Annotated in this window: 23 protein-coding genes; 8 read left to right on the plus strand and 15 right to left on the minus strand. The window is 67.4% G+C overall.

Annotated elements, in window-relative coordinates; translation table 11 throughout:
- Position 1: 1 nt before the first annotated feature.
- Entirely contained in the window at positions 2-1,024 is a 1,023-nt protein-coding gene (gene tsaD / locus IHE46_RS11015) for a tRNA (adenosine(37)-N6)-threonylcarbamoyltransferase complex transferase subunit TsaD (protein ID WP_192164819.1), read from the minus strand.
- A 136-nt stretch (positions 1,025-1,160) separates the two neighbouring features.
- On the opposite strand from tsaD, the gene rpsU reads away from it, so the two are divergent.
- The 3 genes from rpsU (at position 1,161) to IHE46_RS11030 (ending at position 2,366) form a co-directional block, all read left to right on the plus strand.
- The gene (gene rpsU / locus IHE46_RS11020; RefSeq protein ID WP_192107573.1) at positions 1,161-1,376 is read left to right on the plus strand and encodes a 30S ribosomal protein S21; all 216 of its coding nucleotides are present in this window, start codon (positions 1,161-1,163) and stop codon (positions 1,374-1,376) included.
- Between the two features lie 161 nt (positions 1,377-1,537).
- Positions 1,538-1,984 (plus strand): GatB/YqeY domain-containing protein, encoded by a 447-nt coding sequence (locus IHE46_RS11025; protein ID WP_192164696.1) that lies wholly within the window; start codon positions 1,538-1,540, stop codon positions 1,982-1,984.
- 211 nt (positions 1,985-2,195) lie between these two features.
- Positions 2,196-2,366, plus strand: coding sequence for a DUF1328 domain-containing protein (locus tag IHE46_RS11030; RefSeq protein WP_192164697.1), 171 nt, complete (start codon positions 2,196-2,198; stop codon positions 2,364-2,366).
- 97 nt (positions 2,367-2,463) lie between these two features.
- Here IHE46_RS11030 and IHE46_RS11035 read toward each other — a convergent pair whose 3' ends face one another.
- The gene (locus IHE46_RS11035) at positions 2,464-3,102 is read right to left on the minus strand and encodes an N-acetyltransferase (protein ID WP_192164698.1); all 639 of its coding nucleotides are present in this window, start codon (positions 3,100-3,102) and stop codon (positions 2,464-2,466) included.
- A gap of 132 nt (positions 3,103-3,234) precedes the next feature.
- On the opposite strand from IHE46_RS11035, the gene dnaG reads away from it, so the two are divergent.
- From dnaG to IHE46_RS11050, 3 genes are all read left to right on the plus strand, one after another.
- On the plus strand, positions 3,235-4,968 hold the full coding sequence (gene dnaG / locus IHE46_RS11040; RefSeq protein WP_192164699.1) for a DNA primase: 1,734 nt from the start codon (positions 3,235-3,237) through the stop codon (positions 4,966-4,968).
- Positions 4,969-5,031: 63 nt separating this feature from the next.
- Complete coding sequence (locus tag IHE46_RS11045; protein ID WP_192164700.1) at positions 5,032-5,652, plus strand: DedA family protein; 621 nt, start codon at positions 5,032-5,034, stop codon at positions 5,650-5,652.
- 134 nt (positions 5,653-5,786) lie between these two features.
- On the plus strand, positions 5,787-6,701 hold the full coding sequence (locus IHE46_RS11050) for a hypothetical protein (RefSeq protein WP_192164701.1): 915 nt from the start codon (positions 5,787-5,789) through the stop codon (positions 6,699-6,701).
- A 4-nt stretch (positions 6,702-6,705) separates the two neighbouring features.
- On the opposite strand, the gene IHE46_RS11055 is transcribed toward IHE46_RS11050, so the two are convergent.
- From IHE46_RS11055 to IHE46_RS11085, 7 genes are all read right to left on the minus strand, one after another.
- Positions 6,706-8,490 carry a Na/Pi cotransporter family protein gene (locus tag IHE46_RS11055; RefSeq protein ID WP_225562994.1) on the minus strand — a complete coding sequence of 595 codons (1,785 nt, stop codon included), beginning with the start codon at positions 8,488-8,490 and terminating at the stop codon, positions 6,706-6,708.
- A 110-nt stretch (positions 8,491-8,600) separates the two neighbouring features.
- Positions 8,601-11,252 carry a magnesium-translocating P-type ATPase gene (gene mgtA, locus IHE46_RS11060; protein ID WP_192164702.1) on the minus strand — a complete coding sequence of 884 codons (2,652 nt, stop codon included), beginning with the start codon at positions 11,250-11,252 and terminating at the stop codon, positions 8,601-8,603.
- 177 nt (positions 11,253-11,429) lie between these two features.
- A complete protein-coding gene (locus tag IHE46_RS11065) occupies positions 11,430-11,630 on the minus strand; it encodes a hypothetical protein (RefSeq protein ID WP_192164703.1) in 201 nt (66 codons plus the stop codon).
- A gap of 279 nt (positions 11,631-11,909) precedes the next feature.
- Positions 11,910-12,809: a heme o synthase gene (cyoE, locus tag IHE46_RS11070; RefSeq protein WP_192164704.1), complete on the minus strand. Its 900-nt coding sequence runs from the start codon at positions 12,807-12,809 to the stop codon at positions 11,910-11,912.
- Positions 12,806-13,972 carry a COX15/CtaA family protein gene (locus tag IHE46_RS11075; RefSeq protein WP_343230018.1) on the minus strand — a complete coding sequence of 389 codons (1,167 nt, stop codon included), beginning with the start codon at positions 13,970-13,972 and terminating at the stop codon, positions 12,806-12,808. The genes cyoE and IHE46_RS11075 overlap by 4 nt, the downstream gene beginning before the upstream one ends.
- Entirely contained in the window at positions 13,969-14,541 is a 573-nt protein-coding gene (locus IHE46_RS11080) for a hypothetical protein (protein ID WP_192164705.1), read from the minus strand. Before IHE46_RS11080 ends, IHE46_RS11075 begins: the two co-directional genes overlap by 4 nt.
- Before the next feature lie 16 nt (positions 14,542-14,557).
- Positions 14,558-15,295 (minus strand): SURF1 family protein, encoded by a 738-nt coding sequence (locus tag IHE46_RS11085; protein WP_192164706.1) that lies wholly within the window; start codon positions 15,293-15,295, stop codon positions 14,558-14,560.
- Between the two features lie 56 nt (positions 15,296-15,351).
- Here IHE46_RS11085 and IHE46_RS11090 point away from each other — a divergent pair, with 56 nt between their 5' ends.
- Positions 15,352-15,573 carry a twin transmembrane helix small protein gene (locus IHE46_RS11090; protein ID WP_192164707.1) on the plus strand — a complete coding sequence of 74 codons (222 nt, stop codon included), beginning with the start codon at positions 15,352-15,354 and terminating at the stop codon, positions 15,571-15,573.
- 171 nt (positions 15,574-15,744) lie between these two features.
- Here the strand turns inward: IHE46_RS11090 and IHE46_RS11095 are convergent, their stop codons facing one another.
- The 6 genes from IHE46_RS11095 to IHE46_RS11115 all read right to left on the minus strand — a co-directional run bounded on the left by IHE46_RS11095 (position 15,745) and on the right by IHE46_RS11115 (position 21,930).
- Positions 15,745-17,514, minus strand: coding sequence for an aspartyl protease family protein (locus IHE46_RS11095; RefSeq protein WP_192164822.1), 1,770 nt, complete (start codon positions 17,512-17,514; stop codon positions 15,745-15,747).
- Positions 17,515-17,655: 141 nt separating this feature from the next.
- Entirely contained in the window at positions 17,656-18,543 is an 888-nt protein-coding gene (locus IHE46_RS11100) for a cytochrome c oxidase subunit 3 (protein WP_192164708.1), read from the minus strand.
- Between the two features lie 78 nt (positions 18,544-18,621).
- Positions 18,622-18,756 (minus strand): hypothetical protein, encoded by a 135-nt coding sequence (locus IHE46_RS17145; RefSeq protein ID WP_255430886.1) that lies wholly within the window; start codon positions 18,754-18,756, stop codon positions 18,622-18,624.
- A gap of 18 nt (positions 18,757-18,774) precedes the next feature.
- Entirely contained in the window at positions 18,775-20,394 is a 1,620-nt protein-coding gene (gene ctaD, locus IHE46_RS11105) for a cytochrome c oxidase subunit I (RefSeq protein WP_192164709.1), read from the minus strand.
- Positions 20,395-20,473: 79 nt separating this feature from the next.
- On the minus strand, positions 20,474-21,373 hold the full coding sequence (gene coxB / locus IHE46_RS11110) for a cytochrome c oxidase subunit II (protein ID WP_343230019.1): 900 nt from the start codon (positions 21,371-21,373) through the stop codon (positions 20,474-20,476).
- Between the two features lie 113 nt (positions 21,374-21,486).
- Positions 21,487-21,930: a DUF2244 domain-containing protein gene (locus IHE46_RS11115; protein WP_343230021.1), complete on the minus strand. Its 444-nt coding sequence runs from the start codon at positions 21,928-21,930 to the stop codon at positions 21,487-21,489.
- A 218-nt stretch (positions 21,931-22,148) separates the two neighbouring features.
- Here IHE46_RS11115 and putA point away from each other — a divergent pair, with 218 nt between their 5' ends.
- Entirely contained in the window at positions 22,149-25,304 is a 3,156-nt protein-coding gene (gene putA, locus IHE46_RS11120) for a bifunctional proline dehydrogenase/L-glutamate gamma-semialdehyde dehydrogenase PutA (protein ID WP_192164711.1), read from the plus strand.
- The last annotated feature ends 66 nt before the right edge of the window (positions 25,305-25,370 follow it).

A 25,370-nucleotide genomic window follows, 5' to 3' on the forward strand; every position in this document is an offset into this window, starting at 1 on the left:
ATCAGGCCGCCGGCAGGTCTTCCAGGTTCCAGCGTGGACGCACCTCGACCGCCTCGCCCTGATGCTGGCCGCTGGCGAGGCGGATCGCGCCGGCCAGCGCGATCATCGCGCCGTTGTCGGTGCAGAACGCCAGACGCGGGAAATAAGTGCGGAACCCGTCCTTTTCGCCCGCCGCCGCCAGCTCGGCGCGCAGGCGGCGGTTCGCGCCCACGCCACCGGCGATCACCAGCCGCTGCGCACCGGCAGCCTCCAGCGCACGGCGGCACTTGATGACCAGGGTGTCGACGATGGCCTCCTCGAACCCGCGGGCAATGTCGGCGCGGGTCTGATCGCTCTGGTCGGAACGCTGCCAGGCCAGCAGCACCTGCGTCTTGAGCCCGGAGAAACTGAAATCCAGCCCCGGCCGGTCGGTCATCGGCCGCGAGAAGCGGAACGTACCGGGCCGGCCCTGCTCGGCCAGCTTGGCCAGCGCCGGGCCGCCAGGATACGGCAGCCCCATCAGCTTGGCGGTCTTGTCAAAGGCCTCGCCGGCGGCATCGTCCAGCGTGTCGCCGAGGATGGTGTATTCGCCGATGGCCTTCACCTGGACCAGCAGCGAGTGGCCGCCGGAAACCAGCAGGGCGACGAAGGGCGGCTTTGGCGGGTCTTCTTCCAGCAGGGGCGCCAGCAGGTGGCCCTCCATGTGGTGCACGCCGATCGCCGGCACGCCCAGCGCCCAGGCCAGCGCCCGTCCGGCCGCCGCGCCCACCAGCAGGGCGCCGACCAGGCCGGGGCCGGCGGTGTAGGCCACGCCGCCGAGGTCGGCCGGCGTCATCCCGGCCTGGGCCAGCGCCTCGCGCACCAGCGGCAGCAGCTTGCGCACGTGGTCGCGGCTGGCCAGTTCCGGCACCACGCCGCCGTAGTCGGCGTGCAGCTTGATCTGGCTGTACAGGGTGTGGGCCAGCAGGCCCTGGCCCGGCGCGTCCGGCTCCCAGCGCAGGATCGCCACGCCGGTTTCGTCGCAGGAAGTCTCGATGCCAAGCACCGGCTTGCCCGTCACGGGCAGCCGGGCCTCGGTTTCTGGCTGGGGCTTTGAAAATTTCTCGTACGTCACGGTATACTTCGCGGCTCGCTGTATTCAACAGTCCCGGAAGCGGGACAGATTAACACCCGGAGTATCCATGCCCAACGTCAAAGTCCGCGAGAACGAGCCGTTCGAAGTCGCGCTGCGTCGTTTCAAGCGTACCTGCGAAAAGGCCGGCGTCCTGGCCGAAACCCGCAAGCGCGAGTTCTACGAAAAGCCGACCCAGGAGCGCAAGCGCAAGCGTGCTGCCGCGGTGAAGCGTCACCTGCGCCGTCTGTCGCGCGACGTTTCGCGCAAGACCCGGCTGTACTGAGTTTGCTGCGGCGCCTGCGCGCCGCACAGGCAGGACACGCGGCTGGCGCGACTTCCGCTGCCGCCGCACGCATCCGGATTCGACTGGCCGGCGTTGCCGCAAGGCAACGCCGGTTTTGTCGTTTCCGTAGAATCGCCAATCCACCCACCGGGACCCTCGCCATGACGCTCAAGCAGCAACTCACCGACGACATGAAGGCCGCCATGCGCGGCGGCGACAAGCATCGCCTCGGCGTGATCCGGCTGATCCTCGCAGCGGTCAAGCAGCGCGAGGTGGACGAGCGCATCGAACTGGACGACGCCCAGACCCTGGCCGTGCTGGAGAAGATGCTCAAGCAGCGCAAGGATTCGGTGAGCCAGTACGTCGCCGGCAACCGCGAGGACCTCGCCGAGGTCGAGCGCGCCGAAATGGCGGTGATCCAGACCTACCTGCCCACCCAGCTCGACGACGCCGAACTGGACGCGCTGATCGCCGAGGCCATCGCCGCCACCGGCGCCAGCTCGCCGCGCGACATGGGCAAGGTGGTCGCCGCCGTGAAGGAGAAGGCCGCCGGCCGCGCCGACATGGGCAAGGTTTCGACCCTGATCAAGGCGAAGCTGGCCGGCTGAAGCACCGATAACCGTCGCGGCGCCGCGCATCGATCGCGCGAATGGCCGTAACTGCCGCCATACCGCGACGGTGACTGCGGCTGCATGTGGATGGCGGGCCATCGCCCGCCATCCACATGCACCGCGTTCACGAATGCATTGTTACAAGCGGAAGGGTCAGGGCATCGCCCGGCACCCTTTCGCGCGCGGCCCATGGCCGCAGGAGGAATGCATGCTCAAGTGGGCCATCATCTTCGCCATCGTTTCGCTGGTCACCGGCATGCTCGGTTTCCGCGGCATTTCCGGCGCGGCCGCCACCATCGCCAAATTCCTGTTCGCGATCTTCCTGATCCTGTTCCTGATCGCCGTGCTGGCCGTGATCGGGGTGTTCCACATCCTGTAGCACCCGGCCGGAGACACCATCGCACCGCCGCATGCCGGCGGTGCGATCCATCGGTTCGTCCGCTCCTTCTCCTCCAGGAAGGAAGAAGGGGTGGACGCTACCGGTCCACCACGCGCTCCATGCGCCGATGTCCCGGCACCGCGCCCTGCGCGTTGGCCAGGGCGGATGCCTGCTCGCCGGTCACCTCGAACCCCTGCCGCGCGTACAGCGCCTGCGCACGCGGATTGCTGACGGCCACATCTAGCACCATGCGGTTGCGGCCGGCCTGCACGCCGCGCCGGATCAACTCGTCGATCAAGGCCTTCCCGATGCCCTGGCCGCGCAGGATGGGCGATACGCCAAGGTGCGCGAGATAGTGCATGCCGCGCGACGGCGGCGGGATCACCCGTTCCACCCTGAGGCCGCGCACGATCACGCCGGGCGCATGGCGCAGGCCGTAATGCGCGAGGATCTGCCGCGCCGCCGCCAGCGTGAACGCCAGCGCCGTCTCGGCGCCGAAACCCGCGCCGGCCGCCACCACCACGCCTTCCAGTTCGCCCACGATGTGGTTGCGCCAGCCGAACTCGCCCGCACCATCGGCGAAGGCGCGGTGCAGGAAGGCCTGCGCCGTGCTGCGCCCCGGTACCGCGAACACGTAGTCGAATGCGGCGGGGCCGGAACTGTGGATCAGCGGTACCGCGGCAGCCGCGTCCTGGGCCGTGGCTGCGCGGAAGCGCACTGCCGGAATGTCCCCCATCATCCGTCTCCCCGCCGAAGCCTTGCCCATGCTAACCAGCGATGCCGGCGTTGCCCTGCCCCGCCCCGCGAATTGGCCGCCCCGCCACCCATGCGTGGCCGCTTAGCCCCCATGGCCTAAACTAGGCAATCTATGCGCGGACTCATCCCCGACAGCTTCATCGACGAACTGCTCGCCCGTGTCGACATCGTCGACGTGATCGAGCGGCGCGTGCCGTTGAAGAAAGCGGGACGCGAGTGGACAGCGTGCTGTCCGTTCCACGACGAGCGCACGCCCTCGTTCTACGTCAGCCCCGCCAAACAGTTCTTCCACTGCTTCGGCTGCGGCGCGCACGGCAGCGCGATCAAGTTCCTGATGGATTACGAGCGGCTGGAGTTCCCCGACGCAGTGGAGGAACTGGCGCAGTCGGTGGGCCTCACCGTACCGCGCGAGGGTGGCCGCGACGACCGCCCGCGCGAGGACAAGACCGACCTCTACGCCCTGCTCGACGCCAGCGCGCGCTGGTACCAGGAGCAGCTGCCGCGCAACGCCGAGGCACAGGCGTACTGCAAGAAGCGCGGGCTGGACGCGGACACCATCGCGCACTTCCGCCTCGGCTGGGCACCGGCCGGCTACGACGGCGTCACCAAGGCGCTGGGCAACAGCCCCCGGCGCATGGAGCTGCTGACCGAGGCCGGCATGGTTTCCACCGGCGAGCGCGGCAGCAAGTACGACCGCTTCCGCGAACGCCTCATGTTCCCCATCCTCGACCGCCGCGGGCGCGTGATCGCGTTCGGCGGCCGCGTGCTGAGTTCGGAGCAGTCGCCGAAATACCTCAACTCGCCCGAGACGCCGCTGTTCCACAAGGGACGCGAGCTGTTCGCGCTGTGGCAGGTGAAGCAGGCCAACCCCAAGCTCGAGCGCATCGTGGTGGTGGAGGGCTACATGGACGTGATCGCGCTGCACCAGGCCGGCCTGCCCATCGCGGTGGCCACGCTGGGCACCGCCACCACGCCCGAGCACACCGAGCTGCTGTTCCGCGCCGCGCCCGACGTGGTGTTCTGCTTCGATGGCGACCGTGCCGGCCGTGCGGCCGCCTGGAAAGCGCTGGACGCCGCCTTGCCGCGGCTACGCGACGGACGCCAGGCCTATTTCCTGTTCCTGCCCGAAGGCGAGGACCCGGACACGCTGGTGCGCAAGGAGGGCAAGGGCGGTTTCGAGCAGCGCCTGAAGAACGCCACGCCGCTTTCCGACTATTTCTTCGACGAACTGTCGCGCGACGTGGACATGGCCAGCCTCGACGGCCGCGCGCGCCTCGCCGAGCGTGCGCGACCGCAGATCGCGCGGCTGCCCGACGGCGCGTTCCGCGACCTCATGGCGCAGGAATTGGAACGGCGCAGCGGCGCAAGCGCACGCCTCGCAGCCCATGCCGCCGCACCCGTGCAGCGGCCCGTGGCCGCGCAGCGCTCGCTGGTACGCAGCGCCATCGCCCTGCTGCTGGCCCAGCCCGGCATGGCGGACCAGGTGGAGAAGCCCTATCGCTTCCTGCGGCTGGACAAGCCCGGCGTCCCCCTGCTCGCCGAACTGCTCGACCTCGCCCGCAGCCGCCCCGGCATCAACCCGGCGCGGCTGGTGGAACATTTCGCCGAGCGCACGGAATATCCCGCGCTGCAAAAACTGATGGCCGCCGCCGTGGTGGGCGAGCCGGAAGCGCAGCGCACCGAGTTCATGGAGGCGCTGGCGCGCATGGACGAACAGGCCGTGGCCCTGCGCCGCGAAGCGCTGGTCGCGAAGATGCGCGGCGGCCCGCTCGACGATGCCGAGAAGACCGAACTGCGCGACCTGCTGGCCGCGCGCGTCCGACCGACGGCCGCATCCCCCGATTGATGCCGATGCCGTCCGTCACGCCGAATATGGGAACATGCAGGCCCACGCATCTCTGGGACGCTGATGGATCTGCTTGAACGACTGATCACGATCTTCGCCGAGAACGGCTACGTGGCGGTGTGGATCGCACTGATGATCTGCGGCCTCGGCCTGCCGCTTCCGGAAGACGTCACCCTGGTCGCCGGCGGCGTGATCGCGGGGCTGGGCTACGCCAACGTGCACGTGATGTTCGCGATGTGCATGGTCGGCGTGCTGCTGGGCGACGCCACCGTGTTCATGCTCGGCCACCATTACGGCGCGCGCATGCTCAAGTGGCGCTGGGTGGCGCGCGTACTGCCGCCGGAACGCTACGAGATGGTGAAGCACAAGTTCGCGCGCTACGGCAACCGCGTGCTGTTCGTCGCCCGCTTCCTGCCCGGCATGCGTACCACCATCTACGCCACGGCCGGCGCCACGCGGCAGGTGTCGCTGCTGCGCTTCCTGCTGATCGACACCCTGGCCGCGCTGATCAGCGTGCCGGTATGGGTGTACCTGGGTTACTTCGGCGCCGACAACCACGTGTGGCTGATGAAATGGATGCACCGGGGCCAGAACAGCCTGTGGCTGCTGGTCGGTTTGGTGCTGCTGTGCGTGCTGTGGCTGTGGTGGCGGCACAGTCGCCAACGCATCAGCCAGGACGATTGAGCTTCGTCTAGGGCATCCCCAATCGCTCGGAATCCAGCCGGCGACGCCGTCGCACGGCTGCCGATGACTTCCCGCACTGGTAGCGCCGCCGCCGCCGCACTGAACTGTCCACTCCCCATGCAGGAGTACTGGTCATGTCCAGAAAGGTTCTGCTTGCCCTCGCCGCACTCGCCGCAACGCCCCTGGTGACCTCGCTCTGCGCCGCCGAGACCGCGCCGCAATTCGCCGCCGTGGTGCCCTTCCATGATTGCAGCGGCATGATCTGCTTCCAGGCCGGCATCGACGGCGGATCGCCGCGCACGCTGGTACTGGATACCGGCGACACCGACTCGTTCATGCTGGCCGACGCCGCCAAGTCGATGGCATGGCAGACCACGCCGGTACTACGCGACGGCAAGCCGTTGCCGGACTTCCAAGATGGCGGACGGCACGTGCTCATGCTCGGCAAGGCGTCGCTCCCGGTGGAATTCGCCGTGGCCGGCCCGGCGAATTTCGGCCCCGCCCCCCTGCCAGCCGACGGCACGCTGGCCTATACCGCGTTCAAGGACCGCGTCCTGCAGATCGATTATCCGCATCATCTGCTGCGGATCTCCGCGCCCGTCGCTGCCGGCACTGTCGCGGCGCACAGCACCGGTACGCTGCAGCTGATCCACTTCGGCCATTACGGGCCACCCATCGTGGTCGGCGGACCCTTCACCGTCGACGGCCATCCGGTGCATGCGCAGATCGACACCATGTATACCGGCACCATGGTGGTCTACGACGCCGCGCTCGCCGGGCTCGATCTGCACAAGCAGGGCACGCCCAAGCTGTTCCAATACACCGACAGCGGGGTCGAGATGCTGGCTTCGACGGCCCGCAGCCTGGGCTTCGCCGACCGTCGTCTGCTGGGCACGAACCCCACGGTCTACTTCGTCGGCTCGGGCAAGAACCCGGTGCACCAGCCGGATGGCCTGTTCGAGGCCACCGTGGGCAACCCGCTCTTCGCGCACAGCGTGGTGACGATGGACTTCCACGCGATGACGCTGGACGTGCGTCCCGCAGGCTGAGCGCTCAGCGCGATGCGGCACCCGCCTGCGCGGCATCGCGCAGGCGGTCCTGCAGCAGGCCGGCACGCTCCAGCACCGGATACGCCAGCGCCGCGAGATGCGAGTGGATGCGCTTGAGGTCGCGCAGGATGCGCAGGTAGACATCCCCCGCACCGCCGTCGTCGCGGCGCTCGCGCAGAGCGCGGATGTGCCGTTCGGAGATCTCGTTCTCCAGCCGCCACAGCACCTCTTTGCGCGCCACCAGCTGCTGCGCCGCGCGCACGTCGCTGCGCAGGAACACCGCCCAGGCCAGCTGCAGGCTTTCCATCACCTGCGCGTGCATGCGCGCCAGGTCCTGGATGTCGTCGGCGCTGAAGTCCTGCCCGCTCGCGACTTTCTTGGCCGCGAACTCCATCAGGTTGTTGGCGGTGATGTCGCCCACGTGCTCGATGTTGATGACGAAGCCGAGGATCTCCTGGCTGCGCTCGCCGTCCTCCTCGTTCAACGCCTCGTTGCCCAGCTCGGCGAGGTATTCGCGGATGGCCACGCCGAGGCGGTCGAGCACCGCATCCATCCGGCCGATCGCCGCCGCGCGTGCGCGGTCGTCCTTGCCGAACACCTCGACGAGACCCTTGAGCATGTTCTCCACCATGTCGCCCATGCGCATCGCTTCGCGCGCGGCGTTGGCCAGCGCCACGTTGGCGGCGTCCAGCGCACCCTCGTCCAGGTATTGCGGCAGCCCGGCGTCGGCCGGCTTCGGCGGATCGGGCAGCAGACGCACCAGCAATTGCGCCAGTCGCTGCACCGGCAGGATGAACAGCAGCGCCAGGACAAGATTGAACGCCGTGTGGAAGTTCACCGCCATGCGCGCCGGCGAATCGCCCAGATGAGCCAGCAATGTAGTCAGCGGCTGCAGCAGCGGCAGGCAGACCACGCAGCCGAAGGCGCGCACCAGCAGGTTGCCCAGCGGCAGGCGGCGCGCCACCGGCGTGCTGGCGTCGAGCAGCGCCGGCAGGGTGCCGCCGAGGTTGGCGCCCAGCACCAGCGCCAGCGCGCCTTGCGCATCGACCACGTTGGTGGTGGCCAGGGAGACGATCAGCAGCACCACCGCCACGCTGGAATGGCAGGCCCAGGTGAGCAGCGCCGCCACCAGCACCGCCATCACCGGTTCGCTGGCAAGGCTGTGCAGTGCCGTGCGCAGCAGCGCGGTGTCCTCCACCGGCGCCATCGAAACCACCAGCATGTGCAGCGCCAGCAGCATCAGGCCCAGGCCGATCGCGCAGCGGCCCAGGTTCTCGAAGCGAGCATCGTCGCTGCGGCGATACACCAGGAAACCGAGCAGCACCAGCACCGGCGCCACCAGCGCGACGTCGAACGACAGCAGCTGCACTACCAGCGTGGTGCCCACGTTCGCGCCCAGCATCACCACCAGCCCCGGCACCAGGCCGAGGAAACCGTTCGCCGCGAACGAGGTGGCCATCATGCCGGTGGCGGTACTGCTCTGCAGCAGCGCGGTCATGGCCAGGCCGAAGCAGAACGCGGCGGGACGATGGCTGAGGTAGCGCCCCAGCCAGCGGCGCAGCGCGCTGCCGTAGCCGCGCAGCACGCCGCTGGTGACCATGTGCGTGCCCCACAGCAGCAGGGCCACGTAGCCTGCGATATCCAGCAGGATCAGGGTTCCTTTCATGATGATCTCCGAATGGAATCGGGGCGCGGCTTGCGCCACGCCGAAGCGGAACGGGCACGGCGCCTGCGCGGCGTTCACGCCTGCCGTAGCTTGCATCGGCAGGCGTGCGCAGGAAAGCGCCATGGATGCCGTACCCCCGCGGCGCCCTTGCGAGCCCGCGCAGAGATTTGCCCGGACTCGGTCCAGGGCGAACGGCGAGGGCGACTCTCACCCTCGAAGGGGCGAGAGTCGAGTCAAAGCCAGCGTTCGAAGCGCCGGATGTAGATGACCTTCACCAGCTGCGTCAGCGCGCAGTAGGCGACGACGGTGGCGGCCAGCCAGCCGAAGTAGGCATCAGGCAGGTGCACCATGCCGAGCTTGGCGCCCACGGCCGTGAACGGAATGATCATGCCGATCGCGATGATCGCCGTGGTCAGTCCCAGCACCGGCGCCGCCGCCACGCTCTGCAGGAACGGAATCTTGCGCGTGCGGATCATGTGCACCACCAGCGTCTGCGTCAGCAGGCTCTCGATGAACCAGCCCGACTGGAACAGGTCCTGGTGCGCCGGGCCGTTCGCGCCGAACACGTACCACAGCAGCGCGAACGTGGTCATGTCGAAGATCGAGCTGGTCGGGCCGATCCAGAACATGAAGCGGCCGATGTCGCTGGCATCCCACTTGCGCGGCTTGCGCAGGTATTCCTCGTCCATGCGGTCGAACGGGATCGACAGCTGCGAGATGTCGTACAGCAGGTTGAGCACCAGGATCTGCAGCGGCAGCAGCGGCACGAACGGTAGGAAGACGCTCGCCACCATCATGCTCAGCACGTTGCCGAAGTTCGAGCTGGCGGTCATCTTGATGTACTTGATGATGTTGCCGAAGGTGATGCGGCCCTCGAGCACGCCCTCCTCCAGCACCATCAGGTTCTTTTCCAGCAGGATGATGTCGGCCGATTCCTTGGCGATGTCGGTCGCGGTATCCACCGAGATGCCCACGTCGGCCTCGCGCAGCGCCGGCGCATCGTTGATGCCGTCGCCGAGGAAGCCCACGGTGTGGCCCTGGCGGCGCAGCGACTTCACCACGCGCGCCTTCTGCAGCGGCGACATCTTGGCGAACACCGTGGTGCGCCTAACCAGTTCGTCGAGCGCATCGTCGTCCAGCGGCTCGACATCGCGGCCCTGCGCGGAATGCTCCACGTCCAGGCCCACCTCGCGGCAGATCTTGCGCGTCACCGCTTCGTTGTCGCCGGTGATCACCTTCACTTCGACGCCGTGGTGATGCAGCGCGGCGATCGCGGTGGCCGCGGTGTCCTTGGGCGGATCGAGGAAGGCCAGGCAACCCACGGCGGTGAGGCCGGCTTCGTCGGCCACGCCGTAGGCGCGGCTGTGCGGATCCTCCTGCTTGATCGCCACCACCAGCACGCGCAGGCCATCCTCGTTGAGGTGGCGCGTCATCGCCTTGATTTCCTGGCGGCGCGCGTCGGTCATCGGAATGATCTCGTCGCCGCGGCGCTCTGTGGAGCAGATGGAGAGCATTTCCTCCACCGCACCCTTGCACACCAGCAGATGCCTGCCGTCGTCGCCCTGGGCCAGCACCACCGACATGCGGCGGCGCTGGAAGTCGAACGGGATCTCGTCCACCACGCGGTAGCGCGCGACGATCGGCTCCAGGTCGCGGTGCGACAGCACGGCCTTGTCCATCAGGTTCTTCAGGCCGGTCTGGAAGTGGCTGTTGAGGTAGCCGTATTCCAGCGCGTCTTCCGAATCCTCGCCGTCGAGGTCGAGGTGGCGCTCCAGCACGATCTTGTCCAGCGTGAGCGTGCCGGTCTTGTCGGTGCACAGCACGTCCATCGCGCCGAAGTTCTGGATCGCGTTGAGGCGCTTCACCACCACCTTGCGCTTCGACATCGCGATCGCGCCCTTGGCGAGATTCGCGGTGACGATCAGCGGCAGCATCTCCGGCGTCAGACCCACCGCCACCGACAGCGCGAAGGTCAGCGCGTTGAGGAAGCCCTGCTTGTACCACTGGATGCCCAGCACCACCGGCACCATCACCAGCATGAAGCGGATCAGCAGCCAGCTCACGCTGCGCACGCCGAGGTCGAAGCTGGTCTGCACCTGCTGCCCGCTCATGCTGTGCGCCAGCGAGCCGAGGTAGCTGCGCGCACCGGTGGCAACCACCACGGCGGTGGCGGTACCGGAGATCACGTTGGTGCCCATGTAGCCCACGGTCGGCAAATCCAGCGGATTGCCCTGCTGCGTGCCGTGCGCGCCGCCCTCCACCGCGTGCGCCTGCGCCGGGGCTGCCTTTTCCACCGGCAGCGATTCGCCGGTGAGGATGGCCTGGCTGATGAACAGGTCCTTCGCGGCCAGCAGGCGCAGGTCCGCCGGCACCATGTCGCCGGCGGCCAGATGCACGATGTCGCCCACCACCAGCTCGCCTACCGGCACTTCGATCCGCTCGCTGTGCCCGTCCGAGGCGCGGCGCGTGACGGTGGCGGTGTTGCGCACCATCGCCTTGAGCTTTTCCGCGGCGCGCGAGGAACGGTATTCCTGCGTGAAGCTGAGCACCACGCTGATCGCCACCATCACGCCGATGATGATCGGGCCGGAAGGATCGTCCGGCGAGGTGACCAGTTCCACTATCGCCAGTATCACCAGCACCACGATGAACGGGTTCTTCAGGGCGCGCAGCAGCTGCACCGACCAGTGCGGCGGCTTCTCGTGCGACACCTCGTTGGCGCCGTCGCGGTCCAACCGCTCGGTGATGCTCTCCTCGTCCAGACCGTGCAGCGAAGTCTCGAGCATGACCAGCAGGCTGTCGTTGTCGCGGAACGCTTCCTGTGCCGCAGGCACATGCGCCGCGGCCGCAGCCTTGACGGTCGAGCGGGAGAAGGACTTGCTCATGGATCGCTACCGTTCTTGGTGGTGTCGCGCGCCGCGGCAGCGTGTCGGCGCAAGGGCCGGGTTAGCTGGACGGAACGCCGGATGGGTGGCTCGCGGCGGCCAGGCAGGCCGCCGGACGCAGACCGTGCGCCCGACGCACTGGCGGAGGCCAGCACCTGCGGGGCACGCGCGCGTGCATCAGTGAGCCAGCTGCAGATGACGGGATGACGACAACGGCGCGGCGGCGCGCGCCTCGGCCTTGCGTTGCGGCTCGGCGGCCGACGCGGCCAGCGGCGCCGGCACGGTCACCACGTAGACACGGCGACGCGCATCGCGACGTGCGACGGACAGGCTGCGGCGGGGAGTCCGCAGACGAAAGAAATCGCGAAGGAGCTTCATGGGCCCATCTCCTCGGTTGCGGCGTGCGACGCCGTCGAGGATGGGCCGGCGTTTCCTAGTCGAGGAAAAGACCGGCCGACCGCTGGCGGCTGCCGCAGGCGTTCAGCTTGTTATGCATTGCCGGCACCCGATGCGAGCGGATGTCGACGTTGCGACTAGGGTAAACGTCCATATGCCTTGGTTAGTCAGGACAGGATGCCGGCGACGATGGCACAGTCGCGCGACCCATCTATTTTGCGGGGTGGCGGCGACCGAGTCAACGCATGAAAGACGAATCGGTCAGCCCAATCGGTGGAACGCCAGCCCCTGCCGCAACGGCTCGGTCACCCAGTGGTCGACGAGCAGGAAAGCGAACAGCGCCATTAGGTAGACGATGGAGTACTTGAACACGCGCATGGCGAAGAACTCGTCCGGCGGGTTCAGCAGGCGGATCGCGTAGTACAGGAAGCCCGCACCCAGCACCACCGCACCGCCGAGGTAGAGCCAGCCGCTGCAGCCGGTGATCGCAGGCAGCAGGGTCACCAGCACCAGCAGCACCGTGTAGAACAGCACCTGCCAACGCGTGTACGCCACGCCATGGGTCACCGGCAACATCGGCACGCCGGCGCGTGCGTAATCCTCGCGGCGGAAAATCGCCAGCGCCCAGAAGTGCGGCGGCGTCCACACGAAGATGATCAGGCAGAGCTGCAGCGCGAACGGATGCAGCGCGCCGGTCACCGCGGTCCAGCCCAGCACTGGCGGAATAGCGCCGGCGAGGCCGCCGATCACGATGTTCTGCGGCGTGGCGCGCTTGAGGTAAGCCGTGTACACCAGTGCGTAGCCGATCAGGCCGCCGAAGGTGAGCCATGCGGTGAGGCCGTTCACCAGCAACGCCAGAATCAGCATCGACACGACGCCCATCACCACGGCGAACACCAGCACCTGCCACGGCTTGAGATGGCCGGTGGCCAGCGGCCGCCGCGCGGTGCGCGCCATCAGCTTGTCGATGCGCTGGTCGATCAGGTGGTTGAACGCCGCCGCGGAGCCGGAGGCCAGCCAGATGCCCAGCGTGCCCCACACCAGCGCGCGCCACGGCGGAATGCCCGGCACCGCGAGGAACATGCCGATCACCGCGCAGAACACCAGCAGCGCGACCACGCGCGGCTTGGTCAGTTGCAGGTATTCGCCCAGCACGCTCATGCCATCGCTCCGAATGCGGTCGGCCTGCGCTGCGTACGCGCCAGCGTCGCCACCAGCGTGAACAGCAGCAGTGCCGCCATGCCGTTATGTGCAGTGGCCACCGGCAGCGGCAGGCCGAAGTGTACGTTGCTGATGCCCAGCAGCACCTGGCAGACCAGCGCCACGCCCATCGCGATGCCGCACCAGCGCAGGCCGCGCCGTGCCAGCCGGTGCGACAGCCAGCCGAGATAGCAGAACACCACCAGGGCGCCGATACGGTGCACCATCTGGATCGCGGTGCGCGCGTCCTGGTCGAGGATGCCTCCTTCGAAGTCCACGCCGATGCCGCGCCAAAGAACGAAGCCCTGGTGATAGTCGGCCGGCGGCCACCACTGACCCAGGCATTGCGGGAACGCCGCATCGCCGAAGCCGCAGGCCAGCGCCGCGTAGTTCGACGAGGTCCAGCCGCCCAGCGCGATCTGGCAAGCCAGCAGCACGATGCCGATGACCACCAGCTTGCGCAGTTCCGCCAAGCCGTCGTCCGCTGCACCGACGCCGGCAAAACGCACGGCGGCATAGCCCAGCAAGGCGAACGTGGTCATGCCGCCCAGCAGGTGCCCGGTCACCACGATCGGCTTCAGCAGCAAGGTCACCGTCCACATGCCGAGCATGGCCTGGAAGATGATGACCGCCAGCGCAAGCACGACCACGCGGCGCGCGCCATCGGCGTGCAATCGCCATGCGCCCAGCATGGGCAGCAGGATTGCCAGGGCGGACAGCATCGACGAAACCGCGTACTCGCCGCGCATGTACAGCGTCACGCCCAGTGCCGCACACACCGCAGCCGCGATCACCTGCATGCGAATGCGCCGGTCGCGCCACGCCACGCCGAGCGCCAACCCGAGCACCAGCACGCCCAGCGTGCCGGCCAGCATGCGGTGCACCTGCTCGCGCCAGGCCTTGTGCGCCTCATAGGGGCGGTCGGGGAAGGCGGCATCCGCCTTGGCCACCGCCTGCGCGTGCTGCGGCCAGGTCGCCTGGCCGTAGCAGGTGGGCCAGTCCGGACAGGATAGGCCGGCGTTGGACAGGCGCACGAAGGCACCGAACATCACCAGTCCGAACGCGAACACGGCCGCCAGCAACGACAGCCAGCGCAGGATTTTCCGCACGTGCAACGACTTCACTTGACGACCTTCTGCAGATCCTGGGCCAGCCCGGAGGCATCGAAACCGGCAGGATAACTCGCCAGCGCCGTGCCATCGGACTCCACCAGCAACGCCCCGACGCTGTCCGGCTGCTGCGGACGCCATTGCGCCAGCTTGCCGTCCGTGTCCGTACCGAGCTTCCAGTAGTTCGCCATGCCGCCGCGTTGCGCGGCATCGGCGGGCGGCGTACCCACGTACAGCAAGCGCAGCCTCGACTGGTTGCGGTTGAGCATCACGCGTGCCTTGGCCATCGCGGTCAGCACTTCGTAGCAATGCGCGGCGCAACCTGGCCCGGGCAGCGCCACGAGGGTGAGCCGCGGTTCGCTGTCATGCCATGCCCAGGTACCGCCGTCCGCCATGTGCACCGGCAGTTGTTCCTGGGCGAAATTGCGTTGCGGCGTGACCGGCAGGCCGTTGCCCTTCGCAGTAGGTTGCCAGCCGGCCAGCGTGAGCGCCATCGCCAGAACGAGAGGCGCGGCGAAGATCGAGGCGACCAGCAACAGCTTCATGCGGCTCTTGCGCAACGCGACGGGATCGACAGCATTCATAGGGACATCCGGAAAGTCAGGAACGACGACGCGAACCGCGCCTGCGGTTCAACGCCAGCAGGATCACCACCACGGCAATCGCAAAGGAAAACCACTGGAACGCATAGGCGCGGTGCCGCGCCGGCGGCATGTCGCCGAAATCCAGCGCATGCACGCGCACGTAGATCGACGACGGATCGGCATCCAGTGCCAGCACGCGCGGATAGAGCTTGTCGCCGAGGTCGGCGGCGATCTGGCCCATGTCCAGATAGATCGTGGTCTTCGGCCAATGCGCCTGCCGCGGCAACGCGTTGCCGCCCATCTCGATGCCGTGCCCCGGCGACGGCAGGTAGAGGCCGCGCAAGCTCTGCATGCCTTGCGGCAGTGGCGGCAGTTGCGGTGCCGCGCCAGTGCCATTGCCTGGCAGGAAGCCGAGATCCGCCAGCAGCAGGCGGTCTCCGCCTCGTGGGCGGAACGGCACGTAGACCTCCACGCCGCCGAGGTCGTCGTGCTTCGGGTTGTCGAGCAGGTAGACGCGGTCCGCGAGGTAACTGCCCTGCACCTGCACGCGCGGGTAGGCATCGGGCGGCGGCTGCAGCGCCACCAGGTCGAATGGCTGCGGCGGCGCCACGGCGGCCGCGGCATAGCGTCGCAGCAGGTCGTCCTTGTACGCGGCGCGATGCAGCTGCCAGAAACCCAGCCGCACGAAAAGCACGGCAGCCGCGACGGTCAGCGCGATGGCCCACCACGGCGGGCGGCGGAATCCGCCTAGCACGACGTACGGCCCCCGGTCGGTATACTCGCTGCAACAGAATCGACCGGATCAGTCACGTGGGCCCCATCTACAAATACGCGGTGGTGGTGGTGTTGCTGGTGGTGATTTTCAGCCTCGGCCAGGCGCTGTACTACATGATGACCGACAAGCACGACGACAAGCGCATGGCCTGGGCGCTGACCCGCCGCATCGCGCTGTCGCTGCTGCTGATCGGCATGGTCGTGTTCGGCATCTGGATGGGCTGGCTGCAACCGCACGACGTAGGCGGTGCTGGTTGATTGTAGCGGCCGCGACGACGGTCGACTCGTCTGCACTCCCAAGGTCTGGCATCGACCGGCCATATGATCTGAAGCGTTGGCATGGAAGGATGCCAGTACCCCTGCTCATCGACAGGACGCGCAAGGACCGACCCAGACGGACGGTCGATGCCGGTACGGCTCAACGCTAGGCTAGTTGGAAGGCTGCTCGCCGGAAGCCCGGTTGCCCGATGGCATGTCCGGCGCAACCAGGCCGAACCTGGCGCCACTCGCATCGATCTGCGAGTCGAGCGAGCGCGCCGTTGCCAGATCGGCCTTGCCAGCATCGGCCTGGCCGTTATGCAACTCGGCCAGGCCTAGGCCGTAATGCGACCATGCCTCGTGCGGCGACTGGGCGAGGGCCTCCTGATATGCCTTGATCGCTTCGGCGTTGTTGCCCATCCGCAGGTAGACCATGCCGAGGCTATCCAGGTAAGCCGCACGATTGCCATCGCGCTTGATCGCCTTGCGGCAATCTCGCAGGGCATCGTCCAGCGCCTGGTTGGCCAGCGCACGCGCCCAGCAGCGCGCGTTGAGCGCACCGCCGAGCGTAGCGTCAGCGTTATGCGCACTAATCCAGTCGTCCAGCAAAGGCAGGGCATTGGCCGGCTGGTCGATGGCCACATACAGGGACGCGATGGCATAGGACTGCATCGAGCCGGACGGCGCGAGCTGGCGCGCAGCCGCGATGTCCGCCTCGACGCCAGCTTCGTCCTTTTTCCCGTACCGCAGCCGGGCCCGCAGCAGCAACGCATCGAGATTTTTCGGGTCGAGGTCCAGCGCCTTGTCCAGGTCGCCCAACGCCGCGTCACGGTGCTTCTCGGCGAGCAGGATGCGGGCGCGTATCAGATAGTCGTCGGCACTGCTCGGGGCCAGCCGTATCGCCGCATCCAGGTCGGACTGCGCATTCGCCAATTCACCGCGCGCCAGTCGCGCCTGCCCACGCAACGCATAGTCGGCCGCCGTCCTGGGTTCGTCGCCTGCGTCGCTCGCCGCGGCATCGGCCGGCTCGTTGGCGCCGATCGATTTGGTGTCCAGCGCAAACACACGGCCGCCGTTGTAGGTGAAATAGATCTTTCCCTGGCTGTTGGCGATATACATGTGATGGGCCAGGACGAAATCGATGCCCAGCAGCATGTCGGTCGAGCCGTTGCCGATATTGCCGTCCATCACCTGCATCTGGCTGTGCTGGATCGTTTCGGTGCCTACCGAGAACGTGTCGATCGGCACGATCCAGGTCCGGTAGGTCTTGGTGCCGATGCCGTGGGTGCCGCCGCCCGCCTTCACGCCCGGCCCATTCAGATCAATGCCCACACGTTCGGCGGCGCGCCGGCCGAGCACGGTGACCGGAGCCCCGGTGTCCAGTAGGGCGTGCACCACCTTGCCGTTGATCGTTACGTCGACAAAGCTGCGGTTGTCGTACCGGTTGGCGCTGGGTTGCAAATCGGCGACGTTGTAACTACGACCCGTGGCCCAGTAGGCCAACTCCGTTTTGCCGCAGCCGTCCGACTTGAACAGCGTCAACTTGCCCTGAGCCAGATCGATTTCGAGATCCACCACGTCAAGCAAGCTGGCGCCCAGCAAACCCTCTCCGGAGTCCGACCCGCCGACCAAAAAGGGGATGTCATGGAAATCCGTACCGAGCAGGCCGAAGTCCTTGATCTTGGCAATCTGGGCACTGGCGCTGCCACCGACACCGCCCATGTGGAACCCGAACGGCGCGGGATAGAGCCTGAGCCCCAGCGCATCCGCATTGGCACGCGACATGAAGTTGAATTCCGCGCCCGTATCAAGGATGAGGCGCGTATCGACACCGTTGATCTTGATCTGCGTGGTGGCCCGCTCGCCGACCACCTCCACCGGCAAGGTGCCGTACTTGGCCAGCTTGCACTCGCCGGCCTGCACCGCGCCTGCGCAGACCATCGACGCGCAGACTCCCAGCCACACCCATCGTGACGCACTTCGTTCCATCGGGCTCCCCCTTCATCGAGCCTTTTCGTGCCAGGGCACTGCGCCTTGCTTCAGCGAAATCCAGGCGAATCAGTCAGGACCTGAAGCCCTTGATTACAGGATGTAGACGAACAGGAACAGGCCCAGCCACACCACGTCCACGAAGTGCCAGTACCACGCCACCGCCTCGAAGGCGAAGTGGTGTTCCTTGTTGAAGTGACCCTTCAGCACGCGGCACCAGATCACCGCCAGCATGATCGTGCCCAGCGTCACGTGCAGGCCGTGGAAGCCGGTGAGCATGAAGAAGGTGGAGCCGTACACGCCGCTGTGCAGGGTGAGGTTGAGTTCCTTGTACGCCTCCATGTACTCGTGCGCCTGGCAGTACAGGAAGGTGGCGCCCAGCAGCACGGTAAGGCCCAGGAACAGCAGGATCCTGCCGCGATGGCCGGCGCGCAGCGCATGGTGCGCGATGGTCACGGTGACGCTGGAGGTGAGCAGGATCAGCGTGTTCAGCAGCGGCAGGCCCCAGGGCACCACGGTGTTGAAGGCTCCGCCGACATGCAGCGGGCCGTTGCCGCCGGCCGTGCCCCACGCGCCGCTGTATGCCTCGTAGAGGAACTGGTGAGTGAGCACGCCGTGCCCCTCGCCGCCCAGCCACGGCACCGAGAAGTTGCGGATGTAGAACAGCGCACCGAAGAAGGCGCCGAAGAACATCACCTCGGAGAAGATGAACCACATCATGCCCATGCGGAACGAGGTGTCCACCTGATGGTTGTAGTTGCCGGCCAGCGATTCCTTGATGACCGAGCGGAACCACCCGAAGAACATGCAGAGGACGCCGATCGCGCCGATGGTGATCACCGTCTTGCCGAAACCGGTATCGCCCGGCTCCGCATTCAGCCAGTGCGCCGCGCCGAACACGGTGAGGAACATCACCACCGCGGCCACGATCGGCCACTGGCTCTTGCTCGGTACGTAGTAGACGTCGTGCTGCTGGGACATGCTGAGACTCCGTGGAGTTTCTTGTGAAGCGGCCCGTGCCGCGACCGCTTCACCCAATGTGGCGGCGAACCGCCTCGACTACTTCATCAACAGGATCTGTGCGAACGACAGCAGGTAGAACGCGCCGACCACGATGGCCAGCACCGTCACGGTACGGCGCACGCCGTGGCGGCGCTTCTGCTCGATCTGCCCGTTCGCGGTATGGCTGGCCATGCGCATGCGTCCTTCGCGTCAATCGTCCGTGTGGCCGTGCGCGAGCTCTTCGTCGCGCACCACCGGCGGTACTTCGAAGGTGTGGTGCGGCGCCGGCGACGGCACCGTCCACTCCAGGCCCTTGGCGCCTTCCCACACGCGGTCGGTGGCCTTCTTCTTCGCGAAGAAGGCGCAGTGCACCACCACGCCCAGGAAGATCAGCTGCGAGGCGCCGAACAGGAAGCCGCCGATCGAGCTGATCATGTTGAAGTTGGCGAACGCCACGTTGTAGTCGGGGATGCGGCGCGGCATGCCCGCCAGGCCCAGGAAGTGCTGCGGGAAGAACAGCACGTTCACGAACACCACGCTGCACCAGAAGTGCACCTTGCCCCAGAACTCGCTGTACATGTGGCCGGTCCACTTCGGCAGCCAGAAGTACGTGGCGCCCATGATCGCGAACGCCGCGCCGGTCACCAGCACGTAGTGGAAATGCGCCACCACGAAGTAGGTGTCGTGGTACTGGAAGTCCGCCGGCACCATCGCCAGCATCAGGCCGGAGAAGCCGCCGATGGTGAACAGGATCACGAAGGCGATGGCGAACAGCATCGGCGTCTCGAAGGTCATCGAGCCGCCCCACATCGTGGCCACCCAGTTGAACACCTTCACGCCGGTCGGCACCGCGATCAGCATCGTCGCGTACATGAAGAAGATGTCCGCGCCCAGCGGCAGGCCCACCGCGAACATGTGGTGCGCCCACACGATAAACGACAGGAAGGCGATGCTGGCGATCGCGTACACCATCGCGCGGTAGCCGAAGATCGGCTTGCGCGCGAAGGTGGGGATGATCTCCGAGATGATCCCGAACGCGGGCAGGATCATGATGTACACCTCGGGATGCCCGAAGAACCAGAACACGTGCTGGTACAGCACGGGGTCGCCGCCGCCGCCCGGGTTGAAGAAGCTGGTGCCGAAGTACTTGTCGGTGAGCAGCATGGTCACCGCACCGGCCAGCACCGGCATCACCGCGATCAGCAGGAAGGCGGTGATCAGCCAGCTCCACACGAACACCGGCATCTTCAGCAGGTCCATGCCTGGCGCGCGCATGTTGAGGATGGTGGCGATGATGTTGATCGCGCCCATGATTGAGCTGATGCCCATCAGGTGGATCGCGAACACCACGTAGGCCAGCGAATCCGACTGCAGCGACAGCGGCGGATACATCGTCCAGCCGCCGGCCGGGCCGCCGCCGGCCATGAACAGCGTGGACAGCATCAGCGTGAACGCGAACGGCAGGATCCAGAACGAGAGGTTGTTCATGCGCGGCAGCGCCATGTCCGGCGCGCCGATCATCAGCGGGATCATCCAGTTACCGAGGCCGACGAAGGCCGGCATGATCGCGCCGAAGATCATCACCAGCGCATGCATGGTGGTCATCTGGTTGAAGAAGTAGGGCTGCACCAGGTCCAGCCCCGGCTTGAACAGCTCGGCGCGTATCACCATCGCGAAGCTGCCGCCGATGAAGAACATCAGCAGCGAGAAGACCAGGTACAGCGTGCCGATGTCCTTGTGGTTGGTGGACATCACCCAGCGCTGGAAGAAACCCTGCGGTGCGTGGTGATGGTGGTCGTCGTGGTGATCGTGAGTGGCTTCGTGGGCCATTGCGCACCTCTGCCTCAAGTCTGTCGATGGCGCAGCCGCGGCGGGCTGCTCTTCGGAATGGGGTTGCCGTGACGGCAGATCAGCCGTTGCCCGCCTTCGCGGGTGCAGCGGCGGTTTGCGCGGAAGCCGGCGCGGCGGCGCTGGAGGCGGCGGCCGGCGCAGGCGCGCTGGCCTGCTGCTGGTCGGCCAGCCACTTGGCGAAGTCCTCCTGCGAGACGGCCTTCACCACGATGGGCATGAAGCCGTGGTCCTGGCCGCACAGTTCGGCGCACTGCCCGCGGTAGGTGCCGGTCTCGTTGATATTGGTCCAGGCCGTGTTGACGATGCCGGGGATGGCGTCCATCTTCCAGCCGAACTGCGGCACCCACCACGAGTGGATCACGTCATCGCTGGTGATGACGAAGCGGATCTTGGTGTGGATCGGCAGCACCAGCGGCTTGTCCACGTTGATCAGGTAGGTGTTGTAGCCGTCGGTCGTCACCGCATACGGGTCCAGGCCCGAATGCAGCTGGCGGGTCTTGTCGCTCAGCGCGTCGAGCTTGGACATGTAGCCGACCTTGCTGATCGGCTTGCCCAGGTAATCGACGTAGTCGTAGCGCCATTTCCACTGGTAGCCGGTGACCTTGATCGTCATCTGCGAACCGGTGGTGTCGGCGAACGAGACCAGGCCGCCGGTAGCCAGCCACGCCAGGGCCACCAGGATGAGCACCGGGATCGTCGTCCAGATGACCTCCACCATGGTGTTGTGCGACCACTTTTCCGGCACCGCGCCGCGCGACTTGCGGAAGCGGAACATGGCGATGAACATCGCGCCGAACACCAGGATGCCGATGACCACGCACACGCCGAGCACGACGTTGTTGAGGAAGTACGGCACTTCCGACCAGGTGGTCACGCCGCGCGTCAGGTTGAGCTGTCCCGGTTCGGGGTTGGCCTGCGCCAGGCCGCTGCACAGGGCCAGCGCGAGGGCCAGTGACACCGCGCCGGCGCGCCGGATGCCGGCCCATCGGCCGGGGGGTGTTCGATGCTGGTTCGGTTCGATCCTGCCAGTCCGGATGCTGCCAGATGTCATGCTCTCGCCCTTTGTTGAACCTATCCGCGCAACTGGCCGTTGACCTCGCCCAGCAGCAGCTTGAGTTTCCGCAACAGCTCGACACGTTCCTGTTCGGCAAGGAACCGGCCGATTTCCAGCTCGCGCCCGTGCGATGAAAGCAGCAGGCGATGACATCCGTTATCCCCCTCGTCCAACCGCACGCGTACCCAGCATGACTGGAAACGCACGCGGCGCCGCCCCGGCAGCGATTGCACCTCCAGCGACGTTTCGTCGAGGGTGATGCGCTCGCCGCGGCCGCCGCCCCGCCAGGCCACATGCAGGGCAACCGCCACGGCCAACGACTCGACCAGGGCGAACAGCGGAGCGAATACATTCCCCACCCACGCGCCCAGGACGGCGGTCGTCAGCGCCAGCACCACCAGAAGCACGATGAGCCGACGCAGGCCGCGCCGGTCGAGCGCGCGATTAGGCTTTAGCCATATCGACACGCGGGGCAAGCCGGCGGCGGCTGGTCGAAGCACGATCATGGAGATCCGGCGTGCCAAGAGCGCTTCGATGATAGGTCGCATGGCCGCAGGGGGCAAGGACGCCGGCGATCCCCTTGCGGAGCCGGCCGCAAAGCCAAATTGCGGCGGCGAAGCCGCGCACGGCGTACAATCCCGCGTTCCGTTTCACCCCTTCCCACCGCATCGACCCTGCCGTGACCCAACCCATTCTCAGCCCCGAACTCCCCGCCGGCGCCGAGCCGGCCCGCGCGCGCATCACCGCCGCGTGGCTGCGCGACGAAACCGAAGCGGTCAACGACCTGCTCGCCCAGGCCACCCTGCCGCCCGCCGAGCGCGAGCAGGTGATCGACGTCGCCGCCGGCCTGGTGACCCGCGTGCGCGCCCGCGCCAAGGATCAGAGCGCGGTGGAATCCTTCATGCGCCAGTACGACCTGTCCTCCGAGGAAGGCGTGCTGCTGATGTGCGTGGCGGAAGCGCTGCTGCGCATCCCCGACAAGGCCACCGCCGACAAGCTGATCCGCGACAAGCTGGGCGACGCGGACTGGAAGAAGCACCTGGGCCAGAGCGAGTCGCTGTTCGTCAACGCCAGCACCTGGGGCCTGATGCTCACCGGCCACCTGGTGAACCTGGCCGAGGAAACCCGCCGCGACTTCACCGGCGCGCTGAAGCGCCTGGCCGGCCGCGCCGGCGAACCGGCGATCCGCCTCGCGGTGCGCCAGGCCATGCGCATCATGGGCCACCAGTTCGTGATGGGGCAGACCATCGACGAGGCGCTGGACCGCTGCGCCAAGAAGGAATACGCGGTGTACCGCTATTCCTACGACATGCTGGGCGAATCCGCGCTCACCGCCGAGACCGCCGAGCGCTACCAGGAGGACTACCGTCGCGCGATCGCCCGCATCGGCGCGCGCGGCCCGTTCGCCAACCACACCGACGCGCCGTCGATCTCGGTGAAGCTCTCCGCGCTGCACCCGCGCTACGAAGTGGCCAAGCGCGAGATCGCCCGCCGCGACCTCACCGTCAAGCTGCTCGAACTCTCGCAACTGGCGATGAAGCAAGGCATCGCGCTCTCGGTGGACGCCGAGGAAGCCGACCGCCTCGAGCTCTCGCTGGACATCATCGGCGACGTGTTCGCGCATCCCTCGCTGCAGGGCTGGAACGGTCTGGGCATCGTGGTGCAGGCCTACTCCAAACGCACGCCGTTCGTGATCGACTGGCTGATCGAGACCGCCCGCGCCGCCGGTCGCCGCTGGTACGTGCGCCTGGTGAAGGGCGCCTACTGGGACGCCGAGATCAAGCGCGCGCAGGAGCAGGGCCTGGCCGGCTATCCGCTGTACACGCGCAAGCCGAACACCGACGTCTCCTACCTCGCCTGCGCGCGCAAGCTGTTCGACGCCGGCAGCGAGCTGATCTATCCGCAGTTCGCCACGCACAACGCGCACAGCATCGCCGCCGTGCACCACATCGCGCGCGGCCGCCCGTTCGAGTTCCAGCGCCTGCACGGCATGGGCACCGACCTGTACGCGGAAGTGATCGGCGCGCAGAACCTCAACGTGCCCTGCCGCGTGTATGCGCCGGTAGGCACGCACGAAGACCTGCTGCCTTACCTGGTGCGCCGCCTGCTGGAAAACGGCGCCAACACCAGCTTCGTCAACCGCGTGGTGGACGAATCGCTGCCGGTGCGCGACCTGGTGGCCGACCCCTGCGAAACGGTGCGCCGCTTCGCCTCCATCCCGCATCCCCGCATTCCCCTGCCGGTCAACCTGTTCGGCGAACTCCGGAAGAATTCCATGGGCATCAACTTCTCCAACGACAACGAACTGAAGGCCACCGCCGAAGCCGTCAACGGCAAGTGCGGCCCGTGGAATGCCGAGCCGCTGGTGCCCGGCGCCAAGAGCAACGGCCCCACCGTGCAGGTGACCAACCCGGCCGACCGCCGCCAGACCGTGGGCAGCTACGTCAGCGCCGACGCTGCGCTGGTGGACAAGGCGCTGGCCAACGCCGTCGCCGCCCAGCCCGACTGGGACCGCCTGCCGGCCGCCAGCCGCGCCGCGATCCTCGAGCACGCCGCCGAGCAGCTCGAAGCGCGCCGCGCCGAATTCATCGCGCTCTGCGTGCGCGAGGCCGGCAAGAGCCTGCCCGACGCCATCGCCGAGATCCGCGAGGCCGCCGACTTCCTGCGCTACTACGCCACCATGGCGCGCCGCCTGTTCGGCCAGCCCGAGCAGTTGCCCGGCCCCACTGGCGAGAGCAACCAGCTGTTCCTCAACGGCCGCGGCGTGTTCGTCTGCATCAGCCCGTGGAACTTCCCGCTGGCGATCTTCCTCGGCCAGGTCAGCGCCGCGCTCGCCGCCGGCAACAGCGTGATCGCCAAGCCCGCCGAGCAGACCAGCCTGATCGGCTACGCCGCGGTGAAGCTGCTGCACGAAGCCGGGGTGCCCGAAGCCGTGCTGCAGTACCTGCCGGGCGATGGCGCCACCGTCGGCGCGGCCCTGACGAAAGACCCGCGCGTGGCCGGCGTGGCCTTCACCGGCTCCACCGAAACCGCGTGGGCGATCAATCGCGCGCTGGCCGCGCGCAACGCACCCATCGCCGCGCTGATCGCCGAGACCGGCGGCCAGAACGCGATGATCGCCGACTCCTCCGCGCTGCCTGAGCAGATCGTCAAGGACGTGATCGCCTCCGCCTTCCAGTCCGCCGGCCAGCGTTGCTCGGCCGCGCGCGTGCTGTTCGTGCAGGAAGACATCGCCGACAAAGTGGTCGGCATGCTCGCCGGCGCGATGGCCGAGCTGAAGGTGGGCGATCCCGGCCAGCTCTCGACCGACGTGGGTCCGGTGATCGACGAAGACGCGCGCAAGATCCTCGTCGACCACGCCGCACGCATGGACAAGGAAGCGAAGAAGATCGGCGAAGTGCCGCTCGACCCGGCCGCCACCGCCAACGGCACCTTCTTCGCGCCGCGCGCCTACGAAATCCCCGCGCTCGCCACCCTCACCCGCGAAGTGTTCGGCCCGGTGCTGCACGTACTGCGCTGGAAGGGCAGCGAACTGCCGCAGGTGGTCGAGCAGATCAACGCCACCGGCTACGGCCTGACGCTCGGCGTGCACAGCCGCATCGACGACACCGTGGAATACATCCGCAGCCACGCCCGCGTCGGCAACTGCTACGTCAACCGCAACCAGATCGGTGCGGTGGTCGGCGTGCAGCCGTTCGGCGGCGAGTCGCTGTCCGGCACCGGCCCCAAGGCCGGCGGTCCGCACTACCTGCTGCGTTTCGCCGGCGAGCGCACGCTCACCGTCAACACCACGGCGGCCGGCGGCAACGCGTCGCTGCTGACCATCGGCGAGTAAGACCATTCCCCTCGCCCTCGATTCTGTTGAGGGTGAGGGGAGTCTCCACCTCGAACCGGTTCCTGT

The sequence above is a fragment of the Rhodanobacter sp. DHG33 genome (assembly GCF_014843005.1).
Classification (GTDB): Bacteria; Pseudomonadota; Gammaproteobacteria; order Xanthomonadales; family Rhodanobacteraceae; genus Rhodanobacter_A.

Excerpts from the sequence above, each read along its gene's own strand:
- IHE46_RS11025 (WP_192164696.1), top strand. The coding sequence starts at position 1,538 with ATGACGCTCAAGCAGCAACTCACCGACGACATGAAGGCCGCCATGCGC.
- rpsU (WP_192107573.1), top strand. The coding sequence starts at position 1,161 with ATGCCCAACGTCAAAGTCCGCGAGAACGAGCCGTTCGAAGTCGCGCTG.
- ctaD (WP_192164709.1), bottom strand. The coding sequence starts at position 20,394 with ATGGCCCACGAAGCCACTCACGATCACCACGACGACCACCATCACCAC.
- IHE46_RS11065 (WP_192164703.1), bottom strand. The coding sequence starts at position 11,630 with ATGAAGCTCCTTCGCGATTTCTTTCGTCTGCGGACTCCCCGCCGCAGC.
- IHE46_RS11050 (WP_192164701.1), top strand. The coding sequence starts at position 5,787 with ATGTCCAGAAAGGTTCTGCTTGCCCTCGCCGCACTCGCCGCAACGCCC.
- IHE46_RS11045 (WP_192164700.1), top strand. The coding sequence starts at position 5,032 with ATGGATCTGCTTGAACGACTGATCACGATCTTCGCCGAGAACGGCTAC.
- IHE46_RS17145 (WP_255430886.1), bottom strand. The coding sequence starts at position 18,756 with ATGGCCAGCCATACCGCGAACGGGCAGATCGAGCAGAAGCGCCGCCAC.
- IHE46_RS11100 (WP_192164708.1), bottom strand. The coding sequence starts at position 18,543 with ATGTCCCAGCAGCACGACGTCTACTACGTACCGAGCAAGAGCCAGTGG.
- mgtA (WP_192164702.1), bottom strand. The coding sequence starts at position 11,252 with ATGAGCAAGTCCTTCTCCCGCTCGACCGTCAAGGCTGCGGCCGCGGCG.
- IHE46_RS11095 (WP_192164822.1), bottom strand. The coding sequence starts at position 17,514 with ATGGTCTGCGCAGGCGCGGTGCAGGCCGGCGAGTGCAAGCTGGCCAAG.
- IHE46_RS11035 (WP_192164698.1), bottom strand. The coding sequence starts at position 3,102 with ATGGGGGACATTCCGGCAGTGCGCTTCCGCGCAGCCACGGCCCAGGAC.
- cyoE (WP_192164704.1), bottom strand. The coding sequence starts at position 12,809 with ATGAGCGTGCTGGGCGAATACCTGCAACTGACCAAGCCGCGCGTGGTC.
- IHE46_RS11080 (WP_192164705.1), bottom strand. The coding sequence starts at position 14,541 with ATGAATGCTGTCGATCCCGTCGCGTTGCGCAAGAGCCGCATGAAGCTG.
- IHE46_RS11030 (WP_192164697.1), top strand. The coding sequence starts at position 2,196 with ATGCTCAAGTGGGCCATCATCTTCGCCATCGTTTCGCTGGTCACCGGC.
- IHE46_RS11055 (WP_225562994.1), bottom strand. The coding sequence starts at position 8,490 with ATGGCGCTTTCCTGCGCACGCCTGCCGATGCAAGCTACGGCAGGCGTG.
- dnaG (WP_192164699.1), top strand. The coding sequence starts at position 3,235 with ATGCGCGGACTCATCCCCGACAGCTTCATCGACGAACTGCTCGCCCGT.